At 68.0% G+C, this 26,510-nt stretch carries 30 protein-coding genes, 2 tRNA genes and 1 pseudogene; 19 read left to right on the forward strand and 14 right to left on the reverse strand.

The features are described from left to right. Positions 1-93 precede the first annotated feature (93 nt). Together istB and istA are read right to left on the reverse strand one after the other, a co-directional pair. Positions 94-927: an IS21-like element helper ATPase IstB gene (gene istB / locus B3587_RS02150; RefSeq protein ID WP_292726193.1), complete on the reverse strand. Its 834-nt coding sequence runs from the start codon at positions 925-927 to the stop codon at positions 94-96. Next, positions 924-2,276 (reverse strand): IS21 family transposase, encoded by a 1,353-nt coding sequence (gene istA / locus B3587_RS02155; RefSeq protein ID WP_292726195.1) that lies wholly within the window; start codon positions 2,274-2,276, stop codon positions 924-926. The genes istB and istA overlap by 4 nt, the downstream gene beginning before the upstream one ends. Before the next feature lie 102 nt (positions 2,277-2,378). Between istA and B3587_RS02160 the strand changes: the two genes are divergently transcribed. Further along, positions 2,379-2,735 (forward strand): hypothetical protein, encoded by a 357-nt coding sequence (locus B3587_RS02160; RefSeq protein ID WP_292726197.1) that lies wholly within the window; start codon positions 2,379-2,381, stop codon positions 2,733-2,735. A 478-nt stretch (positions 2,736-3,213) separates the two neighbouring features. Continuing rightward, positions 3,214-3,339 carry a hypothetical protein gene (locus B3587_RS02165; RefSeq protein WP_292726198.1) on the forward strand — a complete coding sequence of 42 codons (126 nt, stop codon included), beginning with the start codon at positions 3,214-3,216 and terminating at the stop codon, positions 3,337-3,339. 22 nt (positions 3,340-3,361) lie between these two features. On the opposite strand, the gene B3587_RS02170 is transcribed toward B3587_RS02165, so the two are convergent. The 7 genes from B3587_RS02170 to B3587_RS02200 form a co-directional block, all read right to left on the reverse strand. After that, a complete protein-coding gene (locus B3587_RS02170; RefSeq protein WP_292726200.1) occupies positions 3,362-4,654 on the reverse strand; it encodes an IS256 family transposase in 1,293 nt (430 codons plus the stop codon). A 124-nt stretch (positions 4,655-4,778) separates the two neighbouring features. Then, positions 4,779-5,300, reverse strand: a complete 522-nt coding sequence (locus B3587_RS02175; protein WP_292726201.1) for a DNA cytosine methyltransferase — start codon at positions 5,298-5,300, stop codon at positions 4,779-4,781. Positions 5,301-5,556: 256 nt separating this feature from the next. Beyond that, complete coding sequence (locus tag B3587_RS02180) at positions 5,557-5,856, reverse strand: hypothetical protein (protein ID WP_099698933.1); 300 nt, start codon at positions 5,854-5,856, stop codon at positions 5,557-5,559. After that, positions 5,853-6,098, reverse strand: coding sequence for a hypothetical protein (locus B3587_RS02185; protein ID WP_292726205.1), 246 nt, complete (start codon positions 6,096-6,098; stop codon positions 5,853-5,855). The genes B3587_RS02180 and B3587_RS02185 overlap by 4 nt, the downstream gene beginning before the upstream one ends. Continuing rightward, on the reverse strand, positions 6,095-6,391 hold the full coding sequence (locus B3587_RS02190) for a hypothetical protein (RefSeq protein WP_292726207.1): 297 nt from the start codon (positions 6,389-6,391) through the stop codon (positions 6,095-6,097). The genes B3587_RS02185 and B3587_RS02190 overlap by 4 nt, the downstream gene beginning before the upstream one ends. A 467-nt stretch (positions 6,392-6,858) precedes the next feature. Continuing rightward, complete coding sequence (locus B3587_RS02195; protein ID WP_292726209.1) at positions 6,859-7,194, reverse strand: thermonuclease family protein; 336 nt, start codon at positions 7,192-7,194, stop codon at positions 6,859-6,861. A 240-nt stretch (positions 7,195-7,434) separates the two neighbouring features. After that, positions 7,435-8,859, reverse strand: coding sequence for an IS1380 family transposase (locus B3587_RS02200; RefSeq protein ID WP_292726211.1), 1,425 nt, complete (start codon positions 8,857-8,859; stop codon positions 7,435-7,437). Positions 8,860-9,213: 354 nt separating this feature from the next. Here B3587_RS02200 and B3587_RS02205 point away from each other — a divergent pair, with 354 nt between their 5' ends. From B3587_RS02205 to B3587_RS02280, 16 genes and pseudogenes are all read left to right on the forward strand, one after another. Next, the gene (locus B3587_RS02205) at positions 9,214-10,185 is read left to right on the forward strand and encodes a bifunctional DNA primase/polymerase (RefSeq protein WP_292726213.1); all 972 of its coding nucleotides are present in this window, start codon (positions 9,214-9,216) and stop codon (positions 10,183-10,185) included. Next, positions 10,185-10,862, forward strand: coding sequence for a DUF2637 domain-containing protein (locus B3587_RS02210; RefSeq protein ID WP_292726215.1), 678 nt, complete (start codon positions 10,185-10,187; stop codon positions 10,860-10,862). The genes B3587_RS02205 and B3587_RS02210 overlap by 1 nt, the downstream gene beginning before the upstream one ends. Further along, on the forward strand, positions 10,859-11,320 hold the full coding sequence (locus tag B3587_RS02215; RefSeq protein ID WP_292726217.1) for a hypothetical protein: 462 nt from the start codon (positions 10,859-10,861) through the stop codon (positions 11,318-11,320). The genes B3587_RS02210 and B3587_RS02215 overlap by 4 nt, the downstream gene beginning before the upstream one ends. A gap of 91 nt (positions 11,321-11,411) precedes the next feature. After that, positions 11,412-12,260: a hypothetical protein gene (locus B3587_RS02220; protein ID WP_292726219.1), complete on the forward strand. Its 849-nt coding sequence runs from the start codon at positions 11,412-11,414 to the stop codon at positions 12,258-12,260. Next, a complete protein-coding gene (locus B3587_RS02225; RefSeq protein WP_292726221.1) occupies positions 12,257-13,237 on the forward strand; it encodes a ParB/RepB/Spo0J family partition protein in 981 nt (326 codons plus the stop codon). The genes B3587_RS02220 and B3587_RS02225 overlap by 4 nt, the downstream gene beginning before the upstream one ends. 36 nt (positions 13,238-13,273) lie before the next feature. Then, positions 13,274-13,999: a hypothetical protein gene (locus B3587_RS02230; protein WP_292726223.1), complete on the forward strand. Its 726-nt coding sequence runs from the start codon at positions 13,274-13,276 to the stop codon at positions 13,997-13,999. A gap of 10 nt (positions 14,000-14,009) precedes the next feature. Continuing rightward, positions 14,010-15,644 (forward strand): M23 family metallopeptidase, encoded by a 1,635-nt coding sequence (locus tag B3587_RS02235; RefSeq protein WP_292726225.1) that lies wholly within the window; start codon positions 14,010-14,012, stop codon positions 15,642-15,644. 10 nt (positions 15,645-15,654) lie between these two features. Beyond that, positions 15,655-15,921 carry a DUF6112 family protein gene (locus B3587_RS02240; protein WP_292726227.1) on the forward strand — a complete coding sequence of 89 codons (267 nt, stop codon included), beginning with the start codon at positions 15,655-15,657 and terminating at the stop codon, positions 15,919-15,921. A gap of 113 nt (positions 15,922-16,034) precedes the next feature. Then, positions 16,035-16,304 carry a DUF6112 family protein gene (locus B3587_RS02245; RefSeq protein WP_061942653.1) on the forward strand — a complete coding sequence of 90 codons (270 nt, stop codon included), beginning with the start codon at positions 16,035-16,037 and terminating at the stop codon, positions 16,302-16,304. Between the two features lie 38 nt (positions 16,305-16,342). Next, positions 16,343-17,710 (forward strand): conjugal transfer protein TrbL, encoded by a 1,368-nt coding sequence (locus tag B3587_RS02250; protein WP_292726229.1) that lies wholly within the window; start codon positions 16,343-16,345, stop codon positions 17,708-17,710. Positions 17,711-17,716: 6 nt separating this feature from the next. Next, positions 17,717-19,189, forward strand: a complete 1,473-nt coding sequence (locus B3587_RS02255; RefSeq protein WP_292726231.1) for a PrgI family protein — start codon at positions 17,717-17,719, stop codon at positions 19,187-19,189. Between the two features lie 52 nt (positions 19,190-19,241). Next, positions 19,242-20,255, forward strand: a complete 1,014-nt coding sequence (locus B3587_RS02260) for a hypothetical protein (RefSeq protein WP_292726233.1) — start codon at positions 19,242-19,244, stop codon at positions 20,253-20,255. Between the two features lie 59 nt (positions 20,256-20,314). Further along, positions 20,315-20,776: a single-stranded DNA-binding protein gene (locus tag B3587_RS02265; RefSeq protein WP_292726234.1), complete on the forward strand. Its 462-nt coding sequence runs from the start codon at positions 20,315-20,317 to the stop codon at positions 20,774-20,776. Between the two features lie 13 nt (positions 20,777-20,789). Beyond that, entirely contained in the window at positions 20,790-21,392 is a 603-nt protein-coding gene (locus B3587_RS02270; RefSeq protein ID WP_292726236.1) for a hypothetical protein, read from the forward strand. 210 nt (positions 21,393-21,602) lie between these two features. After that, positions 21,603-22,022, forward strand: a complete 420-nt coding sequence (locus tag B3587_RS02275) for a sulfate permease (protein ID WP_292726238.1) — start codon at positions 21,603-21,605, stop codon at positions 22,020-22,022. Between the two features lie 167 nt (positions 22,023-22,189). Continuing rightward, positions 22,190-23,197: pseudogene (locus tag B3587_RS02280) on the forward strand (recombinase family protein); the annotation flags it as partial. Here B3587_RS02280 and B3587_RS02285 read toward each other — a convergent pair. The 3 genes from B3587_RS02285 to B3587_RS02295 all read right to left on the reverse strand — a co-directional run bounded on the left by B3587_RS02285 (position 23,117) and on the right by B3587_RS02295 (position 23,913). Then, entirely contained in the window at positions 23,117-23,527 is a 411-nt protein-coding gene (locus B3587_RS02285; protein ID WP_292726240.1) for a hypothetical protein, read from the reverse strand. The pseudogene B3587_RS02280 and the gene B3587_RS02285 overlap by 81 nt on opposite strands. A 229-nt stretch (positions 23,528-23,756) precedes the next feature. Next, a tRNA-Ala gene (locus tag B3587_RS02290) sits at positions 23,757-23,829 on the reverse strand. Positions 23,830-23,839: 10 nt separating this feature from the next. Further along, positions 23,840-23,913, reverse strand: a tRNA-Ile gene (locus tag B3587_RS02295). A gap of 182 nt (positions 23,914-24,095) precedes the next feature. On the opposite strand from B3587_RS02295, the gene B3587_RS02300 reads away from it, so the two are divergent. Continuing rightward, positions 24,096-24,809 carry a VIT1/CCC1 transporter family protein gene (locus tag B3587_RS02300; protein WP_228179216.1) on the forward strand — a complete coding sequence of 238 codons (714 nt, stop codon included), beginning with the start codon at positions 24,096-24,098 and terminating at the stop codon, positions 24,807-24,809. A 40-nt stretch (positions 24,810-24,849) separates the two neighbouring features. On the opposite strand, the gene B3587_RS02305 is transcribed toward B3587_RS02300, so the two are convergent. Together B3587_RS02305 and B3587_RS02310 are read right to left on the reverse strand one after the other, a co-directional pair. Next, the gene (locus B3587_RS02305) at positions 24,850-25,251 is read right to left on the reverse strand and encodes a DUF3566 domain-containing protein (protein WP_228179215.1); all 402 of its coding nucleotides are present in this window, start codon (positions 25,249-25,251) and stop codon (positions 24,850-24,852) included. Then, the coding region (locus tag B3587_RS02310) for a DNA gyrase C-terminal beta-propeller domain-containing protein (RefSeq protein WP_292726244.1) at positions 25,248-26,510 on the reverse strand (1,263 nt) is incomplete at its 5' end. The genes B3587_RS02305 and B3587_RS02310, both read right to left, overlap by 4 nt.

A 26,510-nucleotide genomic window follows, 5' to 3' on the forward strand; every position in this document is an offset into this window, starting at 1 on the left:
AGGCGCAGGCGCTGCGGGAGCAGCTGCGTGTTGATGGCGCTCGCCGAAATTCCCCAGGGGCGCTCATCGAAATTCCCCACCCTGGGCCGGGTGTCACTGTAGCGGTCGGCGGGTGCCGGTCGCGGCGTGACGGAGTGCGTCGTTCTTGGCGTGGTGGTCGCGTAGGCGGTAGGAGTCGCCGTCGAGGTTGAGCACGACGCTGCGGTGCAGGAGCCGGTCGAGCATGGCCGCGGCGACGGTGGTGTCGCCGAGCACGTCGCCCCAGGACGCGACGCCGCGGTTGGTGGTCAAGACGATGCTGGTCTTGAGGTAGCGCTGGGACACGACCTGGAACAGCGCGGAGGCTGCTTCGCCGGGCAGCGGGAGGTAGCCGAGCTCGTCGATGATGAGGAGTGTGGGGCCGGCGAAGAATCGCATGGTGGTGGCCCAGCGTCCTTCGATCGCGGCGCGGTGGCAGCGGGCGGCGAGGTCGGCGGCGGTGGTGAAGTAGGTGCGGTAACCGGCTTCGGCAGCGGCTCTGCCGAGTCCGACGGCGAGGTGTGTCTTCCCGACGCCGGGCGGCCCGATCATCAGCACGTTGGTGGCGGTGTCGAGGTAGCGGCAGGTCGCGAGTTCGTCGATGAGTTTGCGGTCGAGGCCGGGGGCGGCGTCGAAGTCGAAGTCCGCGAGCGTGGCCGGTGTCGGCAGGGAGGCGAAGCGGAGTCGGCCGGCGAGCTTGCGTGCTTCGGTGGCCTCGACTTCGCGGGCGAGCAGGTGCTCGAGCGTCTGGGTGGTCGACCAGCCTTCTGCATCAGCGGTCGCGAGCACCGACGGCAGGTGCTCGGCCGCGGCGTTGAGCTTCAACGCGGCCAGGTGGCCGCGTAGCTGCTGGTAGAGGCTGGCCTGCGTCCCGGTCATCGGCACGGTCATCGGGTCGGTGGTGGTCATGTGAGGGTGTTCCTTCCTTGTGCTGCTCGGTCGTACTTGGACAGGTCGATCACCACGTCGTCGTTGGCGGCGGTGTCGAGGTCGGACTGCTGACGGGCGAGGAGGACGTCGGCGGCCGCACGGGCGGCGGGCCCGGGCGGGATGCGTTCCTTGCGCCGGTGCGGTCGACTGGTGTCGTGGCCGGCCAGGACGAGCTGCTCGAGCGCGATCACGTGGCCGTGGTCGCGGACCATCACCCCGGCGCCGTCGGGCGCGAGCTCGTGGCGGGCGATCACGATCCCCCCGAGAGTGGCGATGTCGATGTGCTGCTCACCGAGTCGCTGCGACACGACGACTTGGGCGCGGGCCAGCTCGGGTGGGACGGAATAGAAGTTCCCGCGCCAGGCGACCAGCGCCTGAGCTGAGACGGTCCGTTCCTCGCTGATCGTCGCGGGGAACGGCGTGGTCGGCACCGGCGCCAAGTGCTCGCGTTCGGCGATCGTCAGCACGCTGGCCTTGCCGCCCGGCCCGGCGGTACGCAGCCGGGCATCACCACGCTGGGCGCACCACCTATCCAAGGAGGCTTGGGCTTCCTCGACGGTGATGTCGTCGGGCAGGGTGCGCCACCAGCGTTGCGCGGCGGTGTGGTTGGACTTCTCCACCACACCCTTGCGGTTCCCGCGCCGTGGTGGACAGATCGCCACGGACACGCCGTAGTGCTTGGCGACCGCGGCGAAGGTGGCGGTGACCTTGCCGGACTCGGGGTGGCACACCGTGGTCATCCGGTCGAAGCGCCACTTCTTCGTCAGCCCGCCGAGCTTGCGGGCCGTGGCGTCGAGTCCGGCGATCAGCTGGGCCTGGTCCTCGGCCGGCGCCAGGTGACCGCGCCAGCGGCTGGAGTGCGCGAGCGCCCCGACCAGCAGGTGCGCGTTCTTGCCCCACCCCCACGACGCGGGCGGGTCGGGCAGCTCGACCCAGTCCCACTGGGTCTCCTCACCCGGCGGATGCGCGATCGGCGCGTTGGGTCGGCCCTTGGTCGTCGAACAGGGCTCGCAGTGCGGCCGCAGACCGCGGGTGCGGATCTGGCGGGTGAACGTCGGATACGACCGGTCGTACCCGAGCCCGACGACCTCGTCGAACAAGGTCACCGCCCACAGGTGCGGGTCCTCGGTCAGTCGGGCGCGGACGTAGTCGACGAACGGCTCGAACGGGTCGTCCTCAGCAGGCTTCCGTTGCCCGGCGACCCGTTCGTTGTTGAGGTAGGCGCGGATGGTCTTGCGGTCCCGCCCCAGGTGCCGGGCGATCGCGGAGATCGTCCACCCCTGCCGCCGCAACGCGTGAGCGTCGATGTCTTCCTCCCGTGTCAGCATGGGAAGCGAGGGCTCCTTCGTGAGATGGCTGGTGGTCAGAGACCGCCATCTTCGAAGGAGCCCCACCCGCTTCCGGTGGAGGCCACGGGGTGGGGAATTTCAGTGAGCAGAACTGGGGAGATTCAGCTGAGTGCCATCAGTGTCGTAGACCGCCTCATCACCGGCGACCAGCGTCGGTCCACGCTCGAGCACGACGATGTCGGTCGCGCCTGCGTCGGCCAGGCGCAACGCTGCGTCACAGCCCTGCAGTCCCCCGCCGATGACCACGACTGGCCGGTCGGACGCTTCCGCCGGACGAACGTCCTCGGCATGGACGACCGGCACCGAGGCCGCCAGTTGCCCGGGATGAGTTCCATCAGTGAGACCTCCCTGGTGTGGCCCATGGGGCTCTTTCGGCCCCGGCTTGTGGGCGCCGTACCGCATCCTGTCACGCCCAACCGCCACCCCGGCATCCACTGATAAGTGCCAGCCCCGCACCCGTCCCTCTGACCCCTGCCCGTCGAGACAAACCTCGTCCGAAATCCACGTCAGGCACTCGACCGCCGCGCGTGGGACGCCGACGACGGTGTCGAGGCGCAGCGCAGGCTGAGTGAACTCGCACTCGCATCGACCTTCTTGCTCGACCTCTGGGTCGCTGAGCGAGAGGTTTTGCCTCCACACCGTCCACCGGCGTCCAGGGCGTCTGCGCCCCGGCAGCCCGTCGGCAACCTGTCGGCAGATACATTGCCGACAAACACGTCAGAGGCCCTCTCACCGTTTTCGGCGAAAGGGCCTCTGACCTGCGGTTCTACTTTGTAGCGGGGGCAGGATTTGAACCTGCGACCTCTGGATTTGAGGTTGCGACCTCGCAACCCCGAAACGCGATACAAAGGTCGCTAGGTCACAACTGCACACCTTCTCGTCGAGGGCAATCCAGCCCATCGAGAAGGAGCGGCTGATGAACATCCCCGTCACCCCGGACGCGAAGTTCGCTGACCTGGTCGACGAATGGTTGAGGCGCCTTCGAGCCGAAGGCCGACTCGAGGGCACGACTATCAACGAGTACGAGGCGCGTGAGCAATAGTCAAGACCTGTGGATGGGCGTGTCACGCGACTTGTTGATCGCCTCCTGATTCCTGGCTCGGTTGGTCGTCGTCTCGTTCGACCAGGACGCCCTTGTTGAAGGTCGCTCCGGCACGGACGAGCGCGACGAGGTGAGGTGCGTTGACCGCTCGCCACCTGGCCTGGGCGGACTCGATGAGCTTGAAGGCCATCGCGATCCCGGCTGCCCGCGAGCCGGGGCCCTTGGTGACCCGCTGCCGCAGCCGCACGGTCGCGAAGGTCGACTCGATCGGGTTGGTGGTGCGCAGGTGGACCCAGTGCTCGGCGGGGTAGTCGTAGAACTCCAGCAGCACATCGAGGTCGTCGGTGATCTTCGCGGCGGCCTTGGGCCACTTGGCCCCGTATTCAGCGGCGAACGCACGCGCACCTGCCTCGGCGTGCTCCTTGTCCTCGGCGTTCCAGATCTCCGCGAGTGCGGCCTTCGCGCCCGGCTGAGCCGACTTGGGCAGGCAGTTGAGGACGTTGGCGATCTTGTGGAACCAGCACCGCTGTTCGCGGGTTTCGGGGAACACCTGCCGTACCGCGGCCCAGAACCCCAGCGCCCCGTCACCGACCGCGAGGACCGGTGCCCGCATCCCGCGGCGCTTGGCCGAGCGGAGGAGGTCGGCCCAGGACTCGGTGGACTCGCGGTGTCCGTCATCGAGCGCGATCAGCTCCTTGGTGCCGTCGGCACGCACGCCGATCATCACCAACAGGCACACCTTGTCCTGCTCGAGTCGGACCTTGAGGTGGATCCCGTCGACCCACACGTAGACGTAGTCGATCTCGGCCAGGGACCGCCTGTTGAACGCGGCCGCCTCGTCTTGCCAGTCCTTGGTCAACCGCGTGATGGTGGCCGGCGAGAGACCGTGGCCGGTGCCGAGGAACTGGGTCAGCGCCGGTGCGAAGTCGCCGCTCGAGAGGCCGTGCAGGTACAGCAGTGGCAGCACCTCGGCCACCCTGGGGCTCTTCCTGGCCCAGGCGGGCAGGATCGCCGAGGCGAACCGCTGACGCTTCCCGGTCACCGGGTCGATCCGCTTGTCGTTGACCCGCGGCGCCCGGACCGGGATCGCGCCCGCCGCGGTGGTCACCTCCCGCGGCTGGTGGTGACCGTTGCGGACCACCAGTCGCCGACCCTTCTCGTCGAACTCGTCGGCGAACGACTCGACATAGGCAGCGACTTCGGCCTGCAACGCCGCAGCCAGCATCGCCCGGGCGCCGTCACGGACGATCTCATCGAGCAGCGACCCACCGGCCGACTCGTTGGACTCGTTCTCCTCCTGGACTACCTTGAGCATGGGTGCACCTTCCCGAGCCGGCGCGCCAACGCCGACCCTGATCAGAACTGTTATGGGCTTCGATCTTGCTCGGGAGGTGCGCCCGCTTCACGTCACCCCGCCGAGGGCCATCCACAGGTTCTGATCATTGCTCCCGCTTCCCGGGGACGAGCTGCCCCCACGAGTAGAGCTCGGTGGTGCACTCGACCAGGATCAGCCGCGGATGATGCTGGGCGGCGTACGCCAGGACGCAGTTGGCGGTGGCCCGGTCGCGCTCTGAGCGGGTGACGCGGGACTCGTAGTCGGGGTCCTCGAGGTCGAATAGCGACAGGCCCTGCTCGTAGGCCTTCCTCGAGTTGGCCTGCGAGTGGTTGACGCAGCTCACGCCTGCGGCAAGCAGGTCCCCTGCCGGGAGCTCTCGCACCGAGTGGTAGGCGGGGGACTCGGTGTCGACCAGGTCGGCGATCCAGTGCTCGGTGGTCGGGTGGTTCGCCTCGTGGACCTTGACCTTGTACTCGTTGTGGTTCGCCGCGGTGATCACGTCGAACCCGGCGTGAGCGATCCCCTGCGTCAGGCCACCGAACCCGGAGAACAGGTCGACGGCGACCAGGGTGTCGTGCTTGAAGCGGCGCTGCTGGAGGGCCGGCCGGTGTTGGGCGATGGTCATGATGCGCTCCCCGAGAAGGTGAGCGCCGCGACGTGGCCGTCGTTGGGCACACGGTCCGCGTGGTCGGCGCACAGGTGCCCGCCTCCCGATCGGACCCACCCAACCGGCATCTCCACAGTTGACGGCTCGAGCCAGAGCGCGCCCTGGTCAAGACGGGTCCATTCCGAGGCCCTACAGGCCGACCGGTGCTCGGGCCTGCCTCCGATGAAGTCGCAGTCGAACTTCGCGGACTGGTGTTCCGGGATGACATACACGCTCACTGGGTCACCGCCTTGACGACTGCAGCGACGACCTCAGATCGCTTCGTGGAGCGGCAGACCTCTCGGTCGTGATCACCCTGGGTGACGCAGACGCTGTAGCCGTACCACTTGCCACCTCGGCCGTAGCGGTCGCGGATCATCACCAGGCCGTCGCCTTGCCCAACCCCGATCGAGCGGGAGACCCCGTGAACGACCCGCCCGTACTCGACCTGGCTGTACGCCCTCGCCGTGACCTTGGCAGGCACGCCAGCCGCGACGAGGTCCACTGCGAGGCGGTCCCAGCGCTCGGCGCTCATCCGATGACCTCCGTCGAAGGGAGGACCGTCAGGTCGAGCTCGTCGAACTCGACGTGCTCGTAGTCCTCGAGCACCTGGTCGCCGTTGTCGGTGACGTACTCGTCGAACCCGCCGAGGTCGTTGTCCTTCCACTCGTCGGTGTCGTACGTGGCAGGAATGTCGACGACCCACTCCTGGATCCGCTCGATCAGGTAGGTGCGTCGAACTCGAATCCGACGGGTCCCCTTGGCCTCGGTGTTCATGCCTGCGCCCCTTCCGTGGGACCTGTCGCCCAGGTGGGCAGGTCGATCTGCTCGACGCGGCAGAAGTCGGCGAGAGTGAAGCCGTTGACCGGGCCGATCTCGTTCCACGCCTTGGCGTCTCCGTAGGACTGTCGCGCGAGGCGTGCAAAGGCAGCGGCGCTGAGGTGGTCGAGGACTCCCCCGGTCTCCTGGCGCATCAGGCACTCGACCAGCTCGAGGATGGCGGCCTCGTCGAGGCCGATCGCCGAGCTGACCATCTGGGCGTATCCGGTGATCCGGCGCCGGGCGTTCATGCGGCACCACTCGGGCACGGCGAGGGGTGGCGCGGGTCGCTGCTTCCGCAGTCTCGGCAGGTCCAGCCGTTGGCCACTCGGATGCAGGACCGGCAGGGACGGTTGTGGCGAACCTGGTAGGCGGCGGTCGCCTGGATCGTCTCGCCGCACTCCGGGCACGGGTACGGGTAAGGCCCCTTGCCCCTCATGCCCCCGCTCCGTTCGTCTCGGCGGCCGCGATCGCCGTCCAGTAGGGAGCCGGGTCGCGCTCAGGCTCACCGTGTCGGCAGGTGCAGGTCTGGTGGCACATCGGCAGACCCCGGTTCGAGCACTCCTCAGGCCCGTGCCCCTCGTTCGCACATCCCTCGCAGGTGCTCATCTGACGACCTCCATCGCCGAACGGATGCTGTCCCTGATACCGCTACTGTAATCCCCCCCGTTACAGTGTGTCATCCCCCCCGTTACACCGTGTCGTGATCCCTCCTCGGTCACCGGCATGCGGACCACAACCCGCGGTCGGCATCGCGGGCGAGGCCCTCCATCTGGGCGTACTTCGGGTGCCGCGACACCGGGGTCGAGCTATCGCGGGCCTCGGCGGACCCGGAACGGATCTGGGCGGCGCCGACGTCGCGGCCCGAGGCCTGCACGTACCGCAGCCAGCGGCCGTAGGTGTCGACGTCGTCCTGGGTCGGGTCGCTCACGAGAGTCACCTGGGTGCCGGCGGGCAGCAGCTGCTCGAGGTGCCGCGTCGCAGCCTCGCCGTAGCACTCCCCCGGCTTGCCGGGATGCGGGATCTCGGGAGCACTGATCCCGAGGAACCGCACCCGGACGTCGCGGCCGTCACGCAGGTCGACCTGGACCGTGTCGCCATCGAGGACGTAGGCAACGACGCCGGCCGTGCGCTGGCCACGCTCGCCGGAGTCAGACCCGATCTCGCAGGTAGGGGTGTGAGGGCGTCTGGTTTCGGGTGCTCGCCCCGCGTGTCATGCCTTTGGCGGTTGCGGGCATGTCCGTGGCCGGACCGTCTCCGGTCGTGGTTTCCCAGGTTCCTCGGGTAGTGGTGGTCAGGCGGCGGGCTGGAGTTCGCGGAGCCTGCTCAACACCTCGGCGAGCTGGTTCTCGCCCGGTGGCAGTCGCACAACGGTGCGTCGGGCGTGGTTGATGACGCGACCGGGCAGGCAGATCAGCTCGCGGCGGAGCCGGGTCAGGTGAGCGCGTCCGCGACCGCGGCCGTCGTCGAGTCCGCCGAGCTCGTGGAGCCAGGCCGAGAGGTTGACCGCGAGCAGCGCGCCCCACATCCAGGCGGTGTTCACCGCCGGGTTGCCGGAGGGGAGGTGGCGGAGCGCGGCGCCGTGCTTGGCGTCGCGGATCCGGTCCTCGATATCGGTGCGGTGGCGGTACCAGGACTCGACCGCGGCGGCCTTGGCCGGTGTAGATACATCGAGGTTGGTGACGATGAACGAGTAGGCCCACACGGTGTCCACATCACCGTCCAGGGCCAACGCGAGCTGCTCGCTCGGGATGGTCTTGCGACGCCGGGCGCGGGGGTCGGCCGAGATCACCGTGGCCTCGTGACGGACCCGACGGATCAGGCATCGGGTGCCCTGGGGCCATCCGGCCGGGGTGTAGGCGGCGACCGCGACCTGGGCGCCGGTCATTCCGTCTGCGTCGACCCATGCCTGCTCGGGGACGGCTGCGGCTGCCCGCCAGGTCGCGGGGTTGCGGTTTGCGCCGATGGCGAAGTCGCAGCCGGCGGCGATGATCGCCTGGGCGAGGTCCTTGGTGAAGTAGCCGATGTCGCCGCGGACCCGCACCCGCCCGTGTCCCGGTGCTGCCGCATCGAGCCCACGCAGCGCCCGGGCGAACAGGTCGACCACCCCGGCGCGGGGATCGACGTCCCCGGCGAGCAGATCGGCGGCCAGCACGACTCCGCCCTCGGCCCAGGTCGCCAGGTGTGGGCGCCCGGCGCGCTGACCCTTGTAGTTGTAGGCCACACCCTGCTTGCGGGCGCCGTAGACCTCGACCTCGGTGGCATCGATGTCCAGCGTCGGCGCGGCCAGCAACGCGGCGCGCCGCCGCGGGCCCAGGTGGCCCAGAACCCGACCGCCGATCGTGCCGATCGCCGCTTCGACCGCGTGCCACGCCGATCGGTCGAACCTCTTGGCCAGCGTGGCCGCGGTCGTCGATGGCGCCGTCGCCACCGGCGCCAGCAGTCCACCGGCGGTATCGGCCCGGCGACGGTCCAGCCCGACCAGGTAGTCCTCGCCCGCCAACTGGGCACTGGCCAGCCCGACCAAGAACTCGCCCCCGGTCAGCCCCCGGGCACGCTGCTTGATCGGCCCGACAGCCTCATCGAGGGCGCTCACCACGCCCAGCCGATCGACCAGCTCGGTCACCGCGAGCATCCCCGCCGCCGGCGTCAACGACGGATCGGACGCGCCGATCCGGACCTGACCACGACCTCTGCCACGACCCCGTAAAGTGCTCACCCAACAGGTGCCTTTCACTCGGTTCAGATCAACGTCTCGACAACCGCGATCTTGCCGAACTGAAAGGCACTTGTTGCGTTCACACCCCGACAACCTCGGGACTTACCTGCGGAACCGGGTCTGAGGCTGTGCCGGATCTGCCAACTCTGCGCCGCTTCTTTCAGACCATCGGCTTCCCGCCGCTTCGAGCACGGGTGGGCTGGTAGGCCAGTAAGGACTCGTCGGGTTCTTCGAGAAGCCTGATGGTCACTGTCTCGTCAAGTTGTCCGTCTCGTCTTCCTGACCTTCCTGACGTACCTCACGGTCGTACGGCTACTCGCTGCTGAGTGGCCTCGGGCGGAAGGAGGTCTGGCGATGGCTGAGGTGCACGATCCTGAGGCGGCGCATGGCTTGATCGAGCGGCGGGCATCGTCGGTTGCTACGGCCTTTTCCCTGCTCGACGGCGAAGTGCCGCTGCCGCTTGTCGCGCGCGAGCTGGCCCGTCTCGGTGTGCCGGTGTTCCCGTGCTCGCCGGGCGGGAAGCGTCCGATTCCTGAGCGCGGTTTCCACGAGGCAACCACCGATGCCGGACAGGTGGAGGCGTGGTGGCGGCAGCGACCTCGCGCGAACCTCGCTATCCCGACCGGCGCGGCCTCGGGAGTGGTCGTCGTCGACATCGATGTGCACAAGGTCGACGGGTACGCCGCCTACGGCCGCGCGGAACGCTCCGGGCTGCTGCCGGAGCCGTTGGCGGTCGTGACCACGCCGACCGGCGGGAGGCACCTGTACTACCCGGCTGACGCTGAGCGTGAGCAGCAGTCGTGGCAGGTGGGTCGCGCGGGTATCGACTTCCGGGGTGACGGCGGCTACATCATCGTGCCTCCGTCGCTACGCACGATCGACGGCTACCCGGCTTCGTACCAAGTCGAGGCCGTTGCCGGAGCGATGGTCGCGCCGTTAGCGGCGCAACGGTTGCGCGACTTCCTCGACCCGCGCCCGAAGTACACCCCCGCGCCCGCGCCCGCGCCGCCGGGTGGCTGGCCGCTGGATGTTGCCCGGCTCGCCTCGCAGGTGGCTCGCAGGCCCGAGGGCGAACGCAACCTCGGGTTGTTCAAGGCCGCGTGCCGCATGGCCGAGCACGGCCACTCGCCCCGTGAAGCGCTCGACGCGCTCGGCCCGGCAGCGGGCCAGTCCGGGCTGGGCGAGCGCGAGATCATCCGAACAGTCGGCTCGGCGTATCGCCACGTCAGCACCTACGGGCCGCGTCGTCGCGCCCCGGTACGCCAGACGGTTTCCAGGATCGCCCACAACGAGCCGTCGGTCTCGGTGAGTGGTCGGGGGCTGTGATGAGCGTGCGACGACCGGCATGGGGTTGGGCGGTCGTGACCGCCGCGACCGGCACCGTGCTGATCGGTATCGGCGCGTTCTGGCTCTCGTTCATGGCCCTGGCCGACCTCGCGGCACGGTCGGGTATCGCTTTGGGTCAAGCCTGGATCTGGCCGCTGCTGGTCGATGGGCTGATCGTGGTCTCGACAATCGCGGTCGTCGCGCTCGATGGTCGCCCCGGTGCGTGGTATCCGTGGGCGCTGCTGATCTGCGGGGCGCTCGTGTCGGTAACCGCGAACGCGCTGCACGCGATCGTTGCCGCTGATGCCAGCGTGCCCGCCATGCTCGCCGCAACGGTCGCGGCAGTGCCGCCACTGGTGCTGCTCGCCAGCACGCACCTCACCGTCGTCCTCACCCGCTCGACCACCACACCACCGAGCAGAACGCAGACGCCGCCCGAGCTACCCGCCATGACCGAGCCCGTGGCCGCGATCGAGTCCGAAGCAAAACCGGACACCGAGCCGGAGGCCGAGCTGGTGCTTGGTCGGCGTGAACGTGCCGCGCGGCTGCGGGAGGCCGGCTGGTCGAACAAGGCCATCGCCGACGAGCTCGGCGTGCACGCCTCGACGGTGGGCCGCTGGTTTACCCCGCCGGTCGAAGAACCGGAAACCACAACAGGAATGGAGACGACATCATGAACATCGACCCGCGAGAGCAGGCACAAGGACACGACGACTGGCGCGTCGAGGATGTGCCCGAACCGGAGATGCCGGAAGACCGCAGCGAGGTTCGGCAGGTGCCCGAGGCGGTCGCCGCTGCCGTCGTGACCAAGCGCAAGGACACCACCGTCGAGACCGCCCAGGCTGAGGAGATCACCGATGCAGCTGAGACGGCAGATGTCGAGCAGAAACTCGAGGAACACCGGGCGCGCGGTATCGAGTGGGTGCGACCCACCGATCTGATCGCCCGCAACACGGCGTCACTGGCCGGGCGGGGCATCGACATGGAAGTCGAGATGTCGCGCAAGGCCCGCGAACCACTCGTGGCCGGGCTGCGGAACCTCGGTGACCGGGCCAGGCGGCTGTCGCCGCTGTCGGCGTTCGGGCACGGTGCCCGGCACCACGCGCCGACGCGGGCTGCGGTCGGGAAGTCGTGAAGCGGTGAGTAGCGATGACTCGACAACGAACGCTCGACCGCCCCCGACGCGACGGCCAGCCCTGTGCACCTTGCTATCAGGAGGTGCCATCATGACGACCCGCACGAGCTTCCGCGAACCGGAAGACTTCACCCGCAGCGAGGGCCTGCGCGCCCTGCTGAACCGACTGCACGAGGGCGGCCCCGGCGCGTGGCAGTGCGACCCGGTGGCCGCCGACCTGATGGCCTACGCCGCCGACAAGTACGGGGCGCTGGCCCGCAAGCACGGCCTCGACCCGTGGGAGGCAGCCAGTGCCGCGTTCGATGTGATGCGCACCAAGGCCGCGCGCGCCGCGAACGACCCGTGGGGTGTGGTGACGCACGCCGTGCGCATCACCTGCATCGCCGAGGAACGCGGGCAGGGCCTGCTGTGTTCGGTGCATCAAGCCCGGCGTCCGCACATCTCCGCGTTCCACGACGCCGAGCGGCTGTCAGATCGGGAGAACCCGCTGACGGACTACCACTCGGCGTTCCACGTCACCGACCCAGACCCGACCGGCGCCGACGAACCGGCAAGCACGACGGCGTGCTGCTCGGCAGGCTCGGCGGTCGAAGACGCCATCGCCCTGTTCACGCTGTTGGGCTGGCCCCCGCATGTCGCCCGCGCCGGGGTCGAGCACATCTGCCAGGCGCTCGCCCGAGCGGGCAGCCGCCAGAGCGCCTATGAAGCGCTGCGTCGCGACAAGCACGCCCGCGCCCTGCTCGACGTGAACAGCACCGCGTGGACAGCGCTGCTGAAAGCGCTACTCGGCCACCCCAGCCCGGCCTACGCCGCGACCGCTGCCGGGCGCGGCATCCTGCTCCGGCTGCTGATCGGCGAGAGCCTGCGCGCGCTGCTGCGCGACGACGATCTCGTGCTGATGATCTCGCTCGCGGCCCCGAAACGCGGGGGCCGGTCATGAGCAGGCACACCGGCAACATCGAACTCGACCGTACCGTCGAGTCCATCATCGTCGGCAACCGTCACCGCACCGACCTGGGCAACCTGACCACGTTGGCCGAGTCCATCGCCCGCGACGGTCTCCTGCAACCGCTGACGGTCACCATCGACGGGGTGCTGGTGTGCGGCGCGAGACGGCTGGCCGCGATCAAGCTGCTCGGCTGGCGCACGGTGAGCGTGTGGGTGCGCTCGGGCATCTCGGGCAGGCTCGGGCACCTGCTGGCCGAGCAAGACGACAACATGCTCCACAAAGACCTCACCTTGGTCGAGGCTGCAGCCCTCTACCGCGAGCTGAAGACCCTCATGGCCGAGGACGCTTCACGCAGGCAAGCCGCGACACGGTTCAGCACGGAGAACCAGCCCGGAAAGGACGGTGCGGGAAAGTTTCCCGCACCGTCCGAACCGGTGGGCCGCGCCAGCGAGCAAGCCGCCGCGATGATTCCCGGCGGCGCGTCGTACAAGACGCTCGACAAGATCGACTATCTGCGGCAAGTCGCTGACGACCCCGACCTGCCCGCCACGGTGCGCGGCGACGCCGCTGCCGAACTCGAACGCATCGACGCCGGTGCCCCGGTGCATCCCGGCTTCGAGCGCGTCCGCGCCGCCGTCACCGAAGCCGCAAGCGAAACCGCCGATCTGGAAGCGCTCGCACAACAGGCCGTCGCCCGCGCGCAGGCGGCGCAGACCAAGCCTGCACCGGTCACTTCCACGGGCGAGACCGAGCCTGCACGGTGGCCGGTGCGCGCGTTCGTCGCCACCTGGAGCGAGCTTGCCGACTGGTGGACGCACTACGACGCCGAGGCACTGGCGAACGACCTCACCGATGAGCAGATCGCCTCGTTCCTGGCGACCGCTGACGGCACCCGCACGTTCGCCGACGAACTGCGCACGGCACGGCAGGCGCTGGACAGCCCACGCAGGCACCTCCGAGCGCTCTAACCCTCGTCGGGTGCGCGGACGGCGCACCTGGGGGTCATGAAGACGACTCCCGATGATCCCGCCCGTACCCGCCGCCGACTGATCTCCTTCGTCTGCGCCGGGGTCGCGTTCCTCGTCCTGGCCGCGATCGGTGTCTACGGGCTGGTGACCGGCCCGAACGACGCCGACCCCTCACCCGATGGGCCACCGACGCCGATTCGCATCGACCCCGACCCGTTGTCTCCGCGTCTGCCGGTGATCACCCCGTCGACTGACGCGGAAGAGTTCGCGGGTGAGGCCGCGCACGCACTCTTCACCTGGGATACCACCAGCGGGTTCCTGCCGCTGGATTACACCACTGTGCTGCTGGACGTGGGCGACCCGACCGGGAACGAGCAGGCGGGCCTGGCCTCTGATTTCGCCTCCTACCTGCCGTCGCGTGACGCCTGGGTGGATCTGCGCCAGTACAGCACGAGCCAGTACTTGACCATCACCGACGCCTATGTGCCCGAGCAGTGGGCGCAAGCGGTCGAGCAAGCCCGGCCCGGCCAACTCCCGGTCGGGGCCACCGCTATCACGATCGAGGGCACCCGGCACCGCGAGGGCACCTGGAACGACGAACCCGTGACGTCGGAGCACCCGGTGGCGTTCACGATCTTCCTCGCCTGCCCACCCAACGACCCGGCGACCGGCAGCCCGAACGAGACCAGCACGCCCGAGGCGGGTGCAGTGCCGTCCTGCTACCTGCTGCGCCTGTCGATGCTCGATCAGCCGCTGCGCTGAAACGGAGGACATGATGAAGAAAGCAGTCATGGCCCTCGCTGCCTTGCTTCTGCTCGGCCCATTCATGGGTCTGCTGGCTATCGGGGTGCTGATGAACCCCGCCGCGAACGCAGCCTGCACGATCGACGGCACCGGCATCACCGTGGGGAACATCCCCGATGAGTTGACCACGACCACCGCGAACGGCGAGACCATCACGCTGAACCGGCAGCAACTCATGCACGCGGCCACCATCATCGAGATCGGTTCCGGCATTGACGGGGTGGGGCGCGACGGCATCCAGATCGCACTCATGGCCGCACTGACCGAATCCACCCTGCGAATGCTGTCGAACACCTCCGCCTACCCCGAGAGTGCCGACTACCCGAACGACGGCAACGGCGGCGATCATGACTCACTCGGCCTGTTCCAGATGCGCCCGCAGTCGGGGTGGGGAACGGTCGCCGACCTCATGGACTCCACGTATCAAGCGCGGGCGTTCTATGGCGGGCCGGACGGCCCCAACTTCCCGAGTCCGCGTGGCCTGCTCGACATTCCCGGCTGGCAGCAGATGGGCAAGGGCGAAGCGGCACAGGCCGTCGAGGTCTCGGCCTACCCCGACAGGTACAACAACTATGAGCCAGTCGCGGCCACCATCCTCACCACGCTCACCGGCTCCGGTGGCCCGGCCACCGCGCCCGGCCCCTATCTGCTCACCGCCGGACAGGTCACCGAGTCCTCGCGGGTCGTGTTCCCCCTGCCCGAGGGCACCTGGGTCGTCACCAGCGAGTTCGGGCATCGCAGCGACCCCTTCACTGGCGAGACCTCCTATCACTCCGGCCTCGACCTCGGCGCAGCTGACGGCACCCCCATCCTCGCCGCCGCTGACGGCACAGTGACCGTGGCCGAGTTCTCAGGCGGCTACGGCGGTCTCATCATCATCGAGCACACCATCAACGGGCAGAGCGTCGCCACGGCCTACGCGCATATGTGGCAGCCCGGCATCCATGTCTCGGTCGGAGACCGCGTGCGCGCTGGCCAACACATCGGCGACGTCGGGTCGAGTGGACGTAGCACCGGCGCACATCTGCACTTCGAGGTCCGACCCGGCGGCACCAACGGCGAACAGATCGACCCGGCAGCATGGCTGAACCAGCACAACGTCGCCGACCTTCCCGAAGCCTCAACCGGACCTCCCAACGGCTGCGGGGGCACCAACGGAACCGCCGGTGACCCGGCACCGTTCGACAGTGACGACCCGAACCGGATGGTCGACGATCCGACCTCGAACGGTCAGGTCACCGCCCGGATGCTGCACCTGTATGAGCAGACTCTCACCCAGTTTCCCAACACCGGGTGGGGCTGCTACTCGCCCCGCCCCGGCACTCAATCGGAGCATCCCCTGGGCAGGGCGTGTGATCTGACGTTCGGCAACGCGATCGGTCAATACCCGACCGCCGAGCAACTCGACTACGGCTGGCAGGTCACCGAGTGGATGCAGACCCACGCCGAAGCTCTCGGCGTCGAGTACCTGATCTGGCAGGGCAAGATCTGGTCGGTCTCCCGCGATGCCGAGGGCTGGCGTCCGTACAACGGCGGCGGGATGCACGACCCCGACAACGTGACGGGTGGGCACTACGACCACCTGCACGTCACGGTGAAGTAGCGGGTGCGTCATGGACGTGTTCCCCGACTTCGACGGACTGGCTGGTATCGGCGACCTACGGGAGGTCGTCGGGGCACTGCTGATGTTCGCGCTCGTGATCGCGGTGTTGATGCTGATCGTCTCGGCGATCATCTGGGCGGTCTCATCAAGCACCGGCAACTACGCCGCCGCCTCCAAAGGCCGTGTCGGAGTGCTGGTCTCCCTCGGCGGGGCAGTGCTCGCCGGTGCCGGTGTCGCGTGGATGAACTGGCTGATCGGCGTCGGCCAGCAACTCTGACCCACTCGGCTTCTGAGCGCCCGCCCCGTCCGGGGCGGGCGCTTCTCGTGTATGTGGCAGCGGGGAGCACCTGATGGCAGAACCATCCATCGCCTCGCAAAAGGAGAACTGCCGTGATCGACATCGACCCCAACTCCAGCGGCTTGCCGGGAATCGAGCAGCTGCGCACCATCGTCGGCGCGGTCATGACCGTGGGCCTGATCCTGTCGGTCTTGGCGTTGATCGTCTCGGCGATCATCTGGGCCTACGGCTCCAACTCCTCCAACCCGCATCTGGCAGGCCGGGGCAAGATCGGCGTCTTGGTCTCGTGCGGCGCCGCCGTGGTCTGCGGCGCCTCCGTCACGCTCATCAACTTCTTCTGGGGCGTCGGCCAAACCGTCTGACCCGGCCCATCCATCTCCGAACCACAAGGAGGCTCGTGATGGGCGTGTGCGATATCCCCGTCATCTCTACCGTCTGCGACACCGCTGGCGAGGCTGCCGCGTCGTTGATCTCGGCACCATTCGACTGGCTCGCCAGCGCGATGGGCGAGGCCGCCGGCTGGCTCTTCGAGGCCGTGTGGACGGTCTTCGACTCGACCACGCTGGTCGATGTCACCAGCGGCGAGTACGTGGGCGTGTACAACCTGATCTTCGGTATCGCCGTGTTCGTCATGCTGCTGTTCTTCTGCCTGCAACTGATCACCGGCATGATCCGCCGAGAACCCGCCGCCCTCTCCCGAGCCGCCCTGGGCTTGGCCAAGAGCGTGCTCGGCTCCTTCGTGGTCATCACCCTCACAGCCCTGCTGCTGGAGATCACCGACCAGCTCGCGGTCGGGATCATCCAAGCCGCAGGCGAGACCACCGAGACGATGGGCGACAAGATCGCCATCCTCGTTGCCGGGCTGACCGCACTGAACGTCGGCGCTCCCGGTGTCGGAGCGATTCTGACGATCTTCCTCGCCTCCCTCGCCATCGCAGCCGCCGCGATCGTCTGGCTGAGCCTGCTCATCCGCAAGGCGCTGCTGCTGGTCGCGGTCGTGTTGGCCCCGTTCGCGTTCGCCGGTGCCTCGTGGGATGCCACACGCGGGTGGATCTCCAAGTGGGCGATGTTCGTCATCGCGCTGATCCTGTCCAAGCTCGTACTCGTCGTGATCCTGCTGGTCGCCGTCACCCAGGTGTCAGCCCCGATCGACGGCGACCTGTCAAACATCGCCGACCCCCTCGCCGGGGTCGTGCTGATGGCACTGGCCGGGTTCGCCCCGTACATGACGTACAGGTTCTTGTCGTTCATCGGCTTCGACCTCTACAACTCGATGGGAACCGAGCAGGAGGCCAAGAGCGCACTCAACCGGCCCATGCCGACGCCGGGCAAGCCGCAGGGCGGCGACCCGAAGAAAGTGCTCGACGAAGGCAGCAAAGGCGGCGACAAGAAACCCAGCAGCGGAAGCGGCGGGGCCGGTGGCGGCCCTACCGCGAAGCCAACACCGCCGCCGTCATCGGCGGGCAGTGCTGGCGCGAGTACGGGTGGTTCTGCCGGGGCCGCAGGTGCCGGTGCAGGTGGAGGTGCGGCGGCGGCCGGGCCAGTCGCCGCCGGAGTCGTGGCGGGTGCCGCTGTAGTCAAAGCAGCCGCGACCGCCGGGCCGAAAGCGGGCCAGGCGCTCGCCGGTCAAGCCGATCAAGCCGCAAGCGGTGCCGAGCAGTCAGCGCAGGCCCCGGTCACCCCGCACGCACCACCGCCCTCGCAACCGCTGCCGAAGAGCCCGAACAGTTCCCCGCCACCGCCGAAGCCCACGCCGACGAAGGAGTGACCCGCCATGCCCAGCACTGAAACGGCCCACGAGCACAGCGGCGGCGAGCTGGTTCCCGTGAAGTTCTCCCGCCTCACCAGACGCGGCATCCTGCTCGGCCTGTCGCTGAGCCAGCTGATCACCCTCGGCGTCGGCGGGGCGAGCCTCGTGGCCGCGTTCTACAGCGGCGGCGGTGTCCTGTTCCTCCTCACCGCGCCCATCTGGGTGATCGCGGCCGCGATCACCTGGATTCCAGTCGCGGGCCGCCCGCTGGTCGAGTGGCTGCCGGTGGCCTGCTGGTGGCTGTGGCGCAGCACCGGCAGGCAACTGGCCTACCGGCGCAGGATCGTCACCCCACGCCCTGCCGGGACGCTCGCGCTGCCCGGCGACATGGCGAGGTTGCGCGAGTACACCGACCCCGAGACCGGGGCCGGGATGGTGCACGACCCGACCGCCGGAACCCTCACCGTGATCACCGAGATCACCCATCCGGCATTCGTGCTGCTCGACCCCGGCGAGCAGGAACGCCGCGTGACCGCGTGGGGCCGGGTGCTGGCGACCGTGTGCCGCTCCGGGCGCATCGCCACCCTGCAAGTGCTGGAACGCACCCTGCCGGACTCCGGGCAGGGTTTGGCCGAGTGGTGGGCCGCGCACGGCACCGCTGACGGCTCGTGGGCGGCGACGACCTATCAGGAACTCATCGACCGGGCCGGGCCTGCCGGGGAGCGTCACGCGACCACGCTCAGCCTGAGCCTGGACATGCGCGCCGCTGCCCGCCAGATCCGCACCGCTGGCGGCGGCATCAAGGGCGCAGCCGCCGTGCTGCGGCAGGAGATGGGCACCCTGTCGGCGGCGCTGCGCTCGGCAGAACTGACGAGCAAGGGCTGGTTGGGCACGGGGCAGATCGCGGTCATCCTACGCTCGGCGTATGACCCGGCTATCGCCGCGACGCTGGAACGCCACGGCGACCTCGGCCACGACCTCGCCACCGCAGGTCCGGTCGCAGTCACCGAGTCCTGGGCGCATCTGCGCAGCGACTCGGCCTATCACTGTGTTGTCTGGATTTCGGAGTGGCCGCGCTCGATGCTGCATCCGGGGTTTCTCTCACCCGTGCTGCTCAGTAGTGGCATCCACCGGGCGTTCTCGCTGATCTGTACCCCGCTGCGTACCGATCAGGCCGCGCGCGACATTCGCCGCAAGAAGACCGAGTACGTCAGCGACGCTGCCCAGCGCGCCCGCATTGGGCAGATCGAGGACGCTTCGCAGACCGCCGAGTACTACGACGTGTTGCAGCAGGAGGCAGACCTCACCGCCGGGCATGGAGTGCTCCGCTACACCGGCCTGATCTCGGTGTCGGCCGACTCGCTCGAGGGACTGGACGCGGCGGTCGCAGCGATCGAGCAGGCCGCCATCCAAGCCTCGTGCGAGACCCGCGTGCTGGTTGGCCAGCAGGCCCAAGCGTTCACCGCCGCCGCGCTGCCGCTGTGCCGCAAGGTCTGAACCGTCGAGCCCACCTCCCAGCCATCCGCACTGATTCATCTGGAGGCCCGCCATGCCTACGTTCAATGACCCGACCGCTGATGCAGCCGAAGCCCGTCAAGCGTTGCAAGGTCTCGCCCACGCCACCTTGCGCATCGACGATCCCGACAAGCTCTACGGCATCGTCGGGGAACTGCTCGGCGCGACGCGTTCGCTCGAACAGTCGCTCATCCAACTCGGCGAGGCCAGCCTCATCTATCAAGATCGCGCCGCCCACGATGACGGTGACCTGGGCCTCGGCGCTGCCGACGCCTGGGCCGCCGGCGACGCACTCCGGCAGGCCGCAGGACACCTCAGCGCCGCCGAGAGCGCACTCGATCAGGCATCCGAGCTGCCGCGCGTCACCGATACCTCCGGTGACAAGTTCCGCATCGAGCTTCGCGGCAGCACCTACACCTCCCGAGCCGATGCCGCGCACGCGCTCACGTCGTGGGCGCACGACTCCGACTTGAAGTGGGCACCGCGCTACGCCTCCCGCGACTATGGCGTCATCGGCCAGATCAGCGGCTTCGACGTGATTGTCTCGTCCAGCCCGGCAGTCGGGGCCGACCCTGTGGTGAACATCCGGCTCGACGGGGTGCCGCGCAGCGGGTTCATCATGACCCGCCAGTCGTTTCTCGACGGCGGCGTTGGGCTTATCCAGCGCATCGAGAACCGTGCCTCCGGCATCCCCTCGCTACTCGAGCAAGCCCGCAGCGACCTTGCCAGCGCCGAGACCGAACGCGATGACGCCGAGCAGCGCATCGGCCAGCCGTTCCGTCACGCCAAGGCCCTCGCCGACGCGGAGAAAGATCTCGCCCGAATCGAGACCCAGCTGGCCGCGATGCAAGATGACATCGACCAGACCGAGCCCGACGCGCCTCCACCCGCCGAGCAACCACCGGGAACGGACTTGACCGTCAAAACGATCCGCGCGCACCGACCTGCGCTCGGCGTGCGAGCCGATCCGACCCGGACCCCGAGCAGCACCGGAGCGTTCGTCACCGCTGGCAAAGACTCGCGTGACCTTCCCCCACGGGGAATGTGAGAGCACCTGTCCTGTCACACCGGCCCCATCAGCGGCGGTGCGAGAGGACAGGAGGATGCGTGATGGGCATCAAGAACGGCACGATCATGATCGGCCACATCGCCGGTGACCCGAGACTGACCCACAGCGAGAAGACCGGCACACCCCGGTTCTATGCCCGCGTCGGCGTCGACCACTGGCGACGCGAGGACGACGGCACCTTCACCAAGACCGACCGGACCTTCCACGACCTCGCCGTGCGTTACAAGGCTGCCGAAGCCGCGATGGAGCTGTTCAAGAAGGGCGACGAATTCATTGCCACCGGGCGGTTCGAGAAGTTCACCGACCCCACCAGCGGGGCCGAACGCGAGGAGTTCCGCGCCGACACCCTCACCCCGAACCCCGTCAGCACGCGCCTGGTCATCGACCGCGAACCACGCAGCGGCCCCGCCCGCCAAGCGCCCGGGGCTGACCGCAGCCAAGCATTCGAACGTCCCGAGCAGTCCTCCCAGGCTCGCGAGGCCGCGACGCTGGGCCACTGAGCGGGAGCAGGTCATGAGCGACGACGACACCCGCGCGCTCGGTGACGAGCCCGACGAACGGCCCGACCCCGACCTCGACCCCGCCTCGGCACCCGAGCCTCGCGGCGATCTCGGGCCGGTGCTGGAGGAACCACCCGGCCCGATCAACTGGAACCTGCTCAGCGCCCACGACGCCGAGCAAGCCTGGCTGGAGTTGAACCAATGGGTCAACTGGCTGCGCACCACCTACGGTCTACCGCCCTCGGTTGTCCCTCCCATGTGGCACCGGCATCCCGAGCTGCTGTGGGAACTGTCCGCGCTGCACACCCACTGGCTCAACGCCTACGACCCGCAGCAGAACGGCAGCGCCCCCATCGGTTGGCTCCGCGACTTCGCCGACGCCCGGCAACGCCTGCGCGACTGGGTAGCCGCCTCCGGCACTCGACTGGATCGCGACCGCCCCACCCGACAAACCACCTGGCCCGGAGAGCACGACGCCGACCCGATCGAAGACACCCCGATCACCAACCGTGACGAGGACTTCGTCGCGTTCGTCATCGCCGACGTCGAACGTCGCCGTCAGATCGAACACGACTACTACGCCAGCCTCAACCCGGAAACCGGCGAAATCGCCTGAAATTCCAAAGAACACTCGTGGGGTCGAGCCACTCAGCTCGGCCCCACGCGCATGCCCTTCCCGAGCGTCAGCTGACCCGGTAGAATTAAGGGCACAGGCGACATCACTTCAGCTAGGCCGTCACCCTCCGTGGAGGCGGCATGACGAGCCGGGCACCCCGCCCAGGTGAGTCCATCCCATCAAGGCGTCGCCGCTTGGGAGGACTCCGTCATGCTCCGACTCACCTGGAACCTCAGCATCCACATCCGCACATTCCTGCGCGTCTGGATGCCCACCAACATCCTGCTCGACACCCTGCGCACCAGGCGTGGACTGCGCTGGGGTGTACCCGCGATGCTGCTGTCGATCGGCTACTTCGCCATCGCCTACCAGTGCACCACCCTCATCGACGACGATGGCCCCGGCTGGCTGCACCTGATCGTGCTCCTGTGCATCTACAACGCCTTCAAGTTCCTCATCTTCGGCCCCCTCAGCCTCGCCCGACTCCTCAAGGCTCGCCACCACGAACGGGCAACGAGGACACGGGAAACTGCGGGGCAGGATCGTTCACCTAACGGGCATGAGGCACTACCGGGTGACCAGCACGGGCCGACGCATCTCGGCCGAACCTCGGCTGCGCTCCAGCCCTGACAACAAGCAACTGATCGCGCTGGTTCTGCACATCGCCGACGGACTTCACGCCCAGGAGCTTGATGAGCAGCAGCGCCGCATCGGTGACCAACACGCCAGCGATCGACAGACGCCCGCCTGCACATCGGCGGACGAGCAAGGAAACCACCATGACCCTAACGATGCCCATGCAGGACACGGATACGTCACCGCTTCTGACAGCGGTGACGTATCAACGCGTCTCGACCAAGGAACAGGCCACCAAGGGAGGCCGTGACGAAGGGTTCTCCATCCCCGCCCAGCGCCAAGCGAACGCACGCAAAGCCGAAGACCTCGGCGCACGAATCGTCGCTCAGTTCGTGGACGCCGGAGAGTCCGCCCGCTCAGCTGACCGGCCAGACCTGCAACGGATGCTGGAGTACATCGCCACGCATCAAGTCACCTACTGCATCGTCCACAAGGTCGACCGCCTCGCCCGCAACCGCCTGGACGATGTGGAGATTCACCGTCGGCTGGTCGAAGCCGGGGTCACCTTGGTGTCCGCGACGGAGAACATCGACGAGACACCCTCGGGGATGCTGCTGCACGGCATCATGTCCTCCATCGCGGAGTTCTACTCCAAGAACCTCGCATCCGAGGTCAGCAAGGGCCTGAACCAGAAGTTCGAGACCGGCGGAACCCCGATGCGAGCACCGATCGGCTACCTCAACGTCCGCAAGCGCGACGAGCAAGGCCGCGAGTACCGCACCGTCGAGATCGACGCCGAGCGCGCCCCGCTGGTGCGGTGGGTGTTCGAGCAGTACGCGACCGGCGATCACACCGTCGTCGGCCTCCTCACCGAGGCCACCGCGCGCGGACTCACCACCGTACCCACACCGAAGCGCCCGTCTGGGCCGGTGGGCCGTTCCACGTTCTTCTCGATGCTGCGCAACCCGTACTACATCGGCATCGTGCGCTACAAGGGAGCCGAGCAGTCCGGGACCCACGAACCGCTGGTCGATGTCGAGACCTGGCAGCAAGTCCATCGCCTACTCGACTCCCGCAAGATCGCCGCTGAGCGCCGCCGCACGCACGACCACTACCTGAAAGGCTCCCTGTTCTGTGGCCAGTGCGGGTCACGGATGCAACTGGACTACCCAGCCAACAAGCAAGGCGTGCGCTACGCCTACTATGTGTGCTCCGGTCGGGCCTCCAAACGGAAGAACTGCACCCGGCGGGCTGTGCCGGTCGGCATCGCCGAGCAGCTGGTCGCGGACTGCTACCGAGACATCTCGATCACCGAAGAGCAGTACGCCGCGCTCGTGACACGGGTCGAGGCAGCGTTCGATGAACGGCTCGCCTCCCGCTCCCAGGAACTGGCCGAGCTGACCGAGAACCGCAAGCGACTCCAGAATGAGAGCGACAAGCTGCTCGCCGCGCACTTCGCCGACGCCATCGACCTGGAAACCCTCAAACGGCACCAAGACCGCATCCGGGCCGGGCTTGCTGACATCGACCGTCGCCTGGCCAGCGAACACGATCAGCACGAGGGTTCACGCAAACACCTCAGCACCGCGCTCAGCCTGCTCGTCGACTGCGCCACCCTCTACGCGCGCACCAATGACCAAGGCAAGCGACTGGCGAACCAAGCGCTCACCAACGGCATCGAGATCAGCGAAGACGAAAGGGCGACGATCCGACTCGCTGAGCCGTTCGCCGCCCTCGCACCAACACAGGCTTCCACCGATGTCAGGTGTTCTAGTACGTCTGAAATTGTGGAGCCTAGGAGATTCGAACTCCTGACATCCTGCTTGCAAAGCAGGCGCTCTACCAACTGAGCTAAGGCCCCGGGGCTTGCGTGGGGCTACCAGGACTTGAACCTGGGACCTCTTCATTATCAGTGAAGCGCTCTAACCGCCTGAGCTATAGCCCCGTGCGCTGTCGGCGCATCGCACCGTCAACCTCCAAGACTTTACCCGACGGGGCGCGGTTTCCACGAATCCGGGCGCTGGATCGCAGCGAGCGCTCCGCGCGGCCCCTCCCGGTCCGCCGTCGGAGTTCGCTTAGCCGATCCTTCATTGCGCACCGCCATGGTGGAGTTGTTGACTGAGCGGCGTGACAGACGCAACACACGCCCACGAGCCGCACGCCACCGGCGTGAGCCAGAAGCTCAACTGGCTGCGAGCCGGTGTTCTCGGTGCCAATGATGGCATCGTCTCCGTTGCCTCACTCGTTGTCGGTGTCGCGGGCGCGACGACCGACACTCCGGCGCTCCTGCTCGCAGGTGTGGCCGGCCTCGTCGGCGGCGCTATCTCGATGGCGCTCGGCGAGTACGTGTCGGTGAGCAGTCAGCGCGACAGCGAACGCGCACTCATCGCGAAAGAGCGCCGCGAACTGGCCGAGATGCCGGCGGAAGAGCTGGAAGAGTTGACGCAGCTTTACCAGGAGCGGGGTCTCAGTCGCGACACCGCGGTGCAGGTCGCGAAGGAGCTCACGGCCCACGACGCCCTCGCGGCTCACCTCGAGGTGGAACTGCACATCGATCAGGACGACCTCGTCAGCCCGTGGCAAGCCGCGTTCTCGTCGGCTGTGGCGTTCACGTTCGGAGCGCTTCTGCCGCTGCTCGCGATTCTGCTCCCCCCGCCGGAGTGGCGGGTGCCGGTCACCGTCGTGGCAGTGCTCATCGCGCTGGCGGTCACCGGTTCTATCTCCGCGCGCCTGGGCGGCGCGTCGCAGGGACGCGCTGTCTTGCGCCTGGTTATCGGTGGCGCGCTGGCGCTAGCGGCAACCTACGCGATCGGTACCCTGCTCGGCACCACCGTCGTTTAGCGCCGGCGTTCGCCGAGCCGATGCGTGAACGGCTGGCGCGTCAGTTCGAGGTGAAGCCGACGAGGAGTCCGCCGGTGACCTTCACCGCGAGGTTGTAGATGCCGGCAACAACGGCGCCCATAACGGTCACGACCACGAGGTTCAGGATCGCGACGATCGCCGAGAACGCCAGAACCTGCGGGAGCGACAAGATTGCCGACATGGAGAAGGCTTCGCCGGTCACGCTGCCGATGAACTCGTCAGCCTGCGAGATGAGGCCCGTGCTCTCCAGGATCAGGAAGATCAGGACGAAAAACACGACGGTCGCGATGGCGATCGCGACAGCCGCGAGGAACGACAGCTTCACGGCCGACCAGAAGTCAAGGTAAACGAGCCGCAGGCGCACCTGCTTCGTCGTGGTCTTGCTGGATTTCTTGGCGAGTTTGTCGGCAACCGTCGTCATGCGTCGGGACTTCCTTCAACGATCTGGGGGGAGGCGGCGTCATCCGACGCATCCGTGGCCGCGGCGACTTCTGCCACAACCCGCTCTCCGTTACGCGCGACCGCGATGATGCGATCCTCGTCATCGGGGCGGGCGAAGACGACACCCATGGTGTCGCGACCCTTGGCGGGGACCTCGGCCACGGCAGAGCGTACCACCTTGCCGCTGGCAAGAACCACCAAGACCTCGTCGTCCTCCGAGACGATCAAGCCGCCCGCGAGAACCCCTCGATCCTCAGTCAGCTTCGCGACTTTGATGCCCAGGCCACCGCGGCCCTGCTCCCGATACTGGGCCACATCCGTGCGCTTGGCGTAGCCGCCTTCGGTGACGACGAACACGTATCCCTCGTCACGAACCACGGATGCCGACAGCAGGCAATCGTCGCCGCGGAACGACATTCCCTTGACGCCCTCGGTCGCCCGTCCCATGGGGCGAAGCGCAGCATCCGTCGCGGTGAACCGCAGCGACATACCCTCCCGGCTGATCAACAGGATGTCGTCGCCTTCGTCCACGAGCATCGCGGAGGTCAGTTCGTCTCCGGCATCCTCACCCTCACCGCCGCGCAGCTTGATGGCGATCACGCCGCCCTGGCGGTTGGTGTCGTACTCGGTCAGGCGCGTCTTCTTCACCAGGCCGCTGCGGGTGGCCAGCACCAGGTAGGGGGCTGCCTGGTAGTCGCGGATGTCGAGGATCTGAGCGATCTCTTCCTCGGGCTGGAGCGCGAGGAAGTTCGCGACGTGCTGGCCCTTCGCGTCGCGCCCCGCCTCGGGAAGCTCATACGCCTTCGCCCGGTAGACGCGGCCCTTGTTCGTGAAGAACAGCAGCCAGTGGTGGGTTGTCGTCACGAAGAAGTGCTCGACGACGTCGTCAGCCCGCAGTTGCGCGCCCTTGACGCCCTTGCCGCCGCGGTGCTGCGACCGGTAGTTGTCGCTGCGCGTGCGCTTGATGTACCCGGCGCGGGTGACGGTGATGACCATTTCCTCTTCGGGGATGAGGTCTTCCACCGACATGTCGCCGTCGTAGCCGGGCAGGATCTCGGTGCGTCGATCATCGCCGAAGCGCTCGACGATAGCGGTGAGTTCGTCGCGGATGATGGAACGCTGGCGCATCGGGTCGGCGAGGATCGCCTGGAAGTCCAGGATCTGAGCCTCGAGCTCGGTGGCTTCGTCGATGATCTTCTGCCGTTCGAGGGCGGCGAGGCGACGCAACTGCATCTGCAG

The sequence above is a fragment of the Microbacterium sp. UBA837 genome (assembly GCF_002296025.1).
Lineage (GTDB): Bacteria > Actinomycetota > Actinomycetes > Actinomycetales > Microbacteriaceae > Microbacterium.

Coding starts and splice junctions, on each gene's coding strand:
- B3587_RS02250 (WP_292726229.1), top strand. CDS start 16,343: ATGGGCGTGTGCGATATCCCCGTCATCTCTACCGTCTGCGACACCGCT.
- B3587_RS02210 (WP_292726215.1), top strand. CDS start 10,185: ATGAGCGTGCGACGACCGGCATGGGGTTGGGCGGTCGTGACCGCCGCG.
- B3587_RS02235 (WP_292726225.1), top strand. CDS start 14,010: ATGATGAAGAAAGCAGTCATGGCCCTCGCTGCCTTGCTTCTGCTCGGC.
- istA (WP_292726195.1), bottom strand. CDS start 2,276: ATGCTGACACGGGAGGAAGACATCGACGCTCACGCGTTGCGGCGGCAG.
- B3587_RS02230 (WP_292726223.1), top strand. CDS start 13,274: ATGAAGACGACTCCCGATGATCCCGCCCGTACCCGCCGCCGACTGATC.
- B3587_RS02225 (WP_292726221.1), top strand. CDS start 12,257: ATGAGCAGGCACACCGGCAACATCGAACTCGACCGTACCGTCGAGTCC.
- B3587_RS02205 (WP_292726213.1), top strand. CDS start 9,214: ATGGCTGAGGTGCACGATCCTGAGGCGGCGCATGGCTTGATCGAGCGG.
- B3587_RS02255 (WP_292726231.1), top strand. CDS start 17,717: ATGCCCAGCACTGAAACGGCCCACGAGCACAGCGGCGGCGAGCTGGTT.
- B3587_RS02175 (WP_292726201.1), bottom strand. CDS start 5,300: ATGACCATCGCCCAACACCGGCCGGCCCTCCAGCAGCGCCGCTTCAAG.
- istB (WP_292726193.1), bottom strand. CDS start 927: ATGACCACCACCGACCCGATGACCGTGCCGATGACCGGGACGCAGGCC.
- B3587_RS02170 (WP_292726200.1), bottom strand. CDS start 4,654: ATGCTCAAGGTAGTCCAGGAGGAGAACGAGTCCAACGAGTCGGCCGGT.
- B3587_RS02275 (WP_292726238.1), top strand. CDS start 21,603: ATGCTCCGACTCACCTGGAACCTCAGCATCCACATCCGCACATTCCTG.
- B3587_RS02270 (WP_292726236.1), top strand. CDS start 20,790: ATGAGCGACGACGACACCCGCGCGCTCGGTGACGAGCCCGACGAACGG.
- B3587_RS02240 (WP_292726227.1), top strand. CDS start 15,655: ATGGACGTGTTCCCCGACTTCGACGGACTGGCTGGTATCGGCGACCTA.
- B3587_RS02220 (WP_292726219.1), top strand. CDS start 11,412: ATGACGACCCGCACGAGCTTCCGCGAACCGGAAGACTTCACCCGCAGC.
- B3587_RS02185 (WP_292726205.1), bottom strand. CDS start 6,098: ATGAACACCGAGGCCAAGGGGACCCGTCGGATTCGAGTTCGACGCACC.
- B3587_RS02190 (WP_292726207.1), bottom strand. CDS start 6,391: ATGAACGCCCGGCGCCGGATCACCGGATACGCCCAGATGGTCAGCTCG.
- B3587_RS02180 (WP_099698933.1), bottom strand. CDS start 5,856: ATGAGCGCCGAGCGCTGGGACCGCCTCGCAGTGGACCTCGTCGCGGCT.
- B3587_RS02165 (WP_292726198.1), top strand. CDS start 3,214: ATGAACATCCCCGTCACCCCGGACGCGAAGTTCGCTGACCTGGTCGAC.
- B3587_RS02305 (WP_228179215.1), bottom strand. CDS start 25,251: ATGACGACGGTTGCCGACAAACTCGCCAAGAAATCCAGCAAGACCACG.
- B3587_RS02215 (WP_292726217.1), top strand. CDS start 10,859: ATGAACATCGACCCGCGAGAGCAGGCACAAGGACACGACGACTGGCGC.
- B3587_RS02260 (WP_292726233.1), top strand. CDS start 19,242: ATGCCTACGTTCAATGACCCGACCGCTGATGCAGCCGAAGCCCGTCAA.